The organism is Terriglobus sp. YAF25, assembly GCF_052113305.1.
Taxonomy (GTDB): domain Bacteria; phylum Acidobacteriota; class Terriglobia; order Terriglobales; family Acidobacteriaceae; genus Terriglobus.
On the sequence record NZ_JBFRCY010000330.1, the window covers coordinates 1 to 4,875 of the forward strand.

Below are 4,875 nucleotides of genomic sequence, written 5' to 3' on the forward strand. Positions count from 1 at the left end.
GAGTCATAAGACCTTGAATAATGGAATAAATGAATGATTGAAGGATAAGTAAGCCTCCGGTCGCGGAGGCTTACTCATTTGTGCCCCCATGCACTGGGTGCCCCATCCATCGCAACGCGATGGGTGGGATGTTCGGGGTCCCCGGTGAACTATTCGAGCTCCGCTCGAATCCATCCAATGTCCTGAAAGAGCTATTCTTCGAACGGCAGAAGCGGTTCGAGCTTCGCTCGAATCTCCCACCCATCGCGTTGCGATGGATGGGGCACCCAGTGTGTGGGCTGACGCGCTGATACGCCCCACCGGAGGACCGGTTTGGGCTACCGGAAGCTCCGGAACCGCTCCGGGGTGGCCATCTGTTACCCTGCAGGCGCATACTACGTCTAAGAATGTGTCGGGGTGTGTCCCCCGGCGGATGAGGTGTCGCAATGCGTCGGTTACAGACAGCCATACTCGCGCTGGCGATGGCCGGATTGGCCGTCCCGGGTGCGGTCTACGCACAGTCGCAGCCCAGCGATAAGGACAGCAGCAAGTCTCCCCAGTCACCGACCGGCTCCCCCGTGCCGACCGACGCCAGCAAATCCACGCCTGAAGAGATCCAGAAGGCGAAGGAAGAGGCTGCGAAGAAGGCCGATTCGATCCCGCAGCCGGGCGAAAAGCTGAACAAGAATATTAAGAAGGGCAGCGACGACGACGTCGAGGCTGCCGGCACCCGCGATATCGGCGGCCGCGGTATGGGCAACTGGTACTCCACTGACTGGGAGATCCGGAACGGCAAGGGCTACGCCATGGAGATCGAGCGCAGCGCCCGCCTGATCAGCGACCCGGTCATCAATGAGTACGTCAACCGCATCGGCCAGAACATCGTAAAGAACTCTGACTCGAAGGTTCCGTTCACCATCAAGGTGCTGGATACCGACGAGGTCAACGCCATGGCTCTGCCCGGCGGCTTCTTCTACGTGAACAGCGGCCTGATCCTTGCCTGCGACGAGGAGGCCGAACTGGCCGGCGTCATGGCTCATGAGATCGCCCACGTAGCGGCTCACCATGCAGCCCGCGAGATGACCCGCATGAACTACATGCAGATCGGCCAGGTGCCGCTGATCATCTTCACCTCGGGAACCTGGACCGGGTACGGTATCTACCAGGCCAGCCAGCTCGCTCTGCCGCTGACCTTCCTGTCGTTCTCCCGTAACTTTGAGGCGCAGGCCGATTGGCTTGGACTGCAGTACATGTACCGCTCCGGCTACGATCCGCAGGCGTTCATCCAATTCTTTGAAAAGATTGACGCCCTGCAGAAGCACAAGCCGGGCATGATCTCCAAGGCCTTCAGCTCGCATCCGCAGACGCCGGACCGTATCGAGCGCAGCGAGGACGAGATCGCCACCATTCTGCCCTCAAAGCCGGACTACGTGGTCACGACCTCGGAGTTCGATGACGTGAAGGCCCGCCTGGCACGGCTCGAGAACAAGCGCAAGCTGAACGACACCAAGGACGGCAACAAGCCCACCCTGCGTCGCACCGCCGGCGGCAACAACGATCCGGACTCAAACGGCAACGGGAAATCGGATGACGATCGTCCAACCCTTGGCCGCCGCGAGTAGACGCAACACCTCTCTCCGCAAAGATGCCGCCCGGAGTCCCGGGCGGCATCTTCGTTTAATCAGCTGTCACAAATATTTCGATAACCCGCCGAATTCTTCTCGGCGTTCCCCCGTAGGGCTCGCCTTCCACGCGGGTTCTTCACTATTCAACCATTCAACAATTCAACAAGACCCGCCACCGCGACCGAGACTCCCACGGCCCATCAAGCAGGCACTAAAATAAAAAAATGGCAAAGAAGCAACCGCGTTACACCGATGAGCACGCTGCCGCCGGGCTCGACACCAAGTTTCCTGAGATTGAAACCTGGGCGAACCAGTTTCCGGCTTACGAGATCCTGATCGACGATCCGGAGTTCACCTCCGTCTGCCCCAAGACCGGCCTGCCGGACTTTGGCGTGCTGCAGATTCGCTACATGCCGAAGAAGCGCTGCCTGGAACTGAAGAGCCTGAAGGAGTATCTGTTCACCTATCGCAACCTTGGTATCTTCCAGGAGAACATCTGCAATCAGGTGCTGGAAGACGTGGTGAAGGCGACCGATCCGGTATGGGCCGAGGTGAAGGGCGACTTCCGCCCGCGTGGCGGCATCTCGACGATTGTTACCGCCCGCTGGCCGCGGCCGAAGAAGTAAATAACAGACAAAGGCGCTCTTCGCGCCTTTTGTTTTTTTGGGGTTGTTATGCTCGTCCGCAAGGTGTAAACGCGTGAACTTTGTCATCTTGTGTGCTGCCTTTATCTTGGCGTCTGGATCCGCAGTCGCTTCCATGGTTTGTGTTCTCAACATGGAAGCTGAGCTCAAGATACGGCTTTCGGACTCGCTCCTACGGAAGCGCTCCGCGTACAAAACTGTTCGTCAATACCGTCGGACTTTTCCCGGCGGGAAACAATTGCTGCGTCTCTTTGTGTGTGTTGCCGGATTGTTTGCAGGGTGGTGTATCGTCGCTCTTGAGCTTTTTGTCTTTTTACCGAAGAACACCTTACCGTCGAGATAACAGGACGAATGACGACCTCCACCAAGCTGACGACCTCCACGAAGCGTGTGGCCGGGGCTACGACCGCCCTTATCCTGCTCACCGCTCTCAACTTCGTCAACTACATTGACCGCTACATCCTGCCCGGTGTGCAGGAGATGGTGAAGGGCGAGTTCCACGCCTCGGACGCGGAGATCGGTTCGCTGACGACCTGGTTCATGCTGGCCTATATCTGCGCCGCACCCATCACCGGTTGGCTGGGCGATCGCTTTTCGCGCAAGCCGCTGGTGGTCTTCGGCGCGATCTTCTGGAGCAGCATGAATCTGCTCTCGGCCACGGTCCATACCTTCGGTGCGCTCAATCTGCGGCATGCGGCCCTGGGACTGGGCGAGGCGAGCTTCGGCATCTTCGCACCCGCTATTCTCTCCGACTTCTTTCCGGCGGAGGAACGCAACCGGGTGATGACCATCTTCAATCTGGCTATTCCCGTCGGAGCCGCGCTCGGTTATCTGATCGGCGGCATGGTCGGCAGCCATTACGGTTGGCGTGCTCCTTTCTATGTCTCTGCGGTTCCGGGCATCCTCTTTGCGTTGATGATCCTCTTCCTGATGCGTGAACCGGAGCGTGGCGCCAGCGAAGCAGAGAAAACAAAGATCGGCAAGGCCGACCTGCTGGCACTCGTGACCAACCGCGCCTATCTCAGCTCCATTTTGGGGTATGCGTTCATCACCTTCTGCATGGGCGGCCTCTCCTGGTGGATGCCGTCGTTCCTGCATCGGGTGAACGGCTACTCCCTGGGACAGGCCGGATTCACCATCGGAGCCATCACCGCTGTCACCGGCATTGTGGGCACAGCTACGGGTGGCTGGATCGCGGGCCGGTTACTGAAACGCAATTCCAGTGCGTTGTACCTGGTCTCGGCGTTCGGCTGTCTCTCCTCCATTCCGTTTGCGTTGCTGACTTTTTTCGGCCCCTCATGGATCACGTTGCCTGCGCTCGCGGGGGCAGAGATCTGCCTGTTTCTCGGTACCGGCCCAATCAATGCTGCTACGGTCAATGCGGTGACCGCCGCGAACCGGGCCTCGGCGCTGGCCGGACAGCTTTTGCTCATCCATCTGCTCGGCGATATGCCTTCGCCACTGCTGATCGGTCTGGTAAGCGACCACTCTAACCTGCGGCTGGGTATGGGCATTACGACCCTCGCGCTTGTCGTTGCGGGAGTGATCCTTCTTGCGGGTGGCCGGTTCGTCAAACGGCATCCCGCAGYCGTATAACGAAGTTTCATAGCCGCATAACTTCGACATCGCTCGAAGCGTTTACGGAAGTGACGTCATCCAATCACCATGAGCGAACTTCGCCTGAGCGTTCTGGACCTGGTGGGGCTGCGGCCCGGAGAAGATGCTTCGGAGGGCATTGCCCGTTCCGTAACCCTGGCGCAGCACGTTGAGAAGCTTGGCTATCAGCGCTTCCTGCTGGCTGAGCATCACTCCATCGCGGGCATCGCCAGTTCTGCGACGGCTGTGCTCATTGGACATATAGCGGGTGCGACGAAGTCGATCCGTGTTGGTTCGGCCGGCATCATGCTGCCCAACCACGCTCCGCTGGTGGTGGCAGAGCAGTTTGGCACACTGGAAGCGCTGTATCCCGGGCGTATCGATCTTGGCCTGGGACGTGCTCCTGGGGGTGACTTCCACACCATGCGGGCCTTGCGCCGCGATCTGAAGCAGACTGGCGATGACTTCCCGGCGCTTCTGGAAGAGTTGCGGACATATCTTGGCGATCCCCGGCCGGACCAGGTCGTACACGCATTTCCGGGTGAGGGAAGCCGGGTCCCCGTTCTCCTGCTGGGCTCCAGCGCCTTCGGCGCGCAGCTGGCGGGCATGCTAGGCCTGCCGTATGCCTTTGCGGCGCACTTCGCGCCCGAATATCTCTACGCCGCAGCTCGGCTTTACCGCGAGATGTTCCGTCCGGGTGTATTGCAAGAGCCGTACATGATGGTCGGCGTACAGGTGATCGCCGCGCCGACGGACGCCGAGGCCAAGCGTCTGTTCACCACCCCACAACAGCGCTTCCTGCGGCTGATCCGCAACCAGCCAGTGGAGCTGCTGCCGCCGGTGGATTCCATGGACGGCTTGTGGGCCGACTATGAACAGGCCGCAGTGGAGAGCAAGCTGGGCGCTGCGATTGTCGGCAGTCCGGAAACGGTGCGCGGCGGCATCGAGAAGCTTGCTCGCGATACCGGCGCCAAAGAGATCATTGCCGTGACTGACACCTACAGCTTCGACGACCGTTTGCGCAGCTATGA

4 protein-coding genes are annotated in these 4,875 nt (G+C 59.8%); all 4 read left to right on the forward strand.

The features are described 5' to 3' along the window. Positions 1–425: 425 nt before the first annotated feature. Complete coding sequence (locus AB4043_RS14710; protein ID WP_442302710.1) at positions 426–1,601, forward strand: M48 family metalloprotease; 1,176 nt, start codon at positions 426–428, stop codon at positions 1,599–1,601. 227 nt (positions 1,602–1,828) lie between these two features. Beyond that, positions 1,829–2,230, forward strand: a complete 402-nt coding sequence (queF, locus tag AB4043_RS14715; RefSeq protein WP_147649461.1) for a preQ(1) synthase — start codon at positions 1,829–1,831, stop codon at positions 2,228–2,230. A 369-nt stretch (positions 2,231–2,599) separates the two neighbouring features. After that, on the forward strand, positions 2,600–3,844 hold the full coding sequence (locus AB4043_RS14720; RefSeq protein ID WP_442307378.1) for a spinster family MFS transporter: 1,245 nt from the start codon (positions 2,600–2,602) through the stop codon (positions 3,842–3,844). 69 nt (positions 3,845–3,913) lie between these two features. After that, the coding region (locus tag AB4043_RS14725; protein WP_442307379.1) for an LLM class flavin-dependent oxidoreductase at positions 3,914–4,875 on the forward strand (962 nt) is incomplete at its 3' end.

Coding starts and splice junctions, on each gene's coding strand:
- AB4043_RS14710 (WP_442302710.1), top strand. CDS start 426: ATGCGTCGGTTACAGACAGCCATACTCGCGCTGGCGATGGCCGGATTG.
- queF (WP_147649461.1), top strand. CDS start 1,829: ATGGCAAAGAAGCAACCGCGTTACACCGATGAGCACGCTGCCGCCGGG.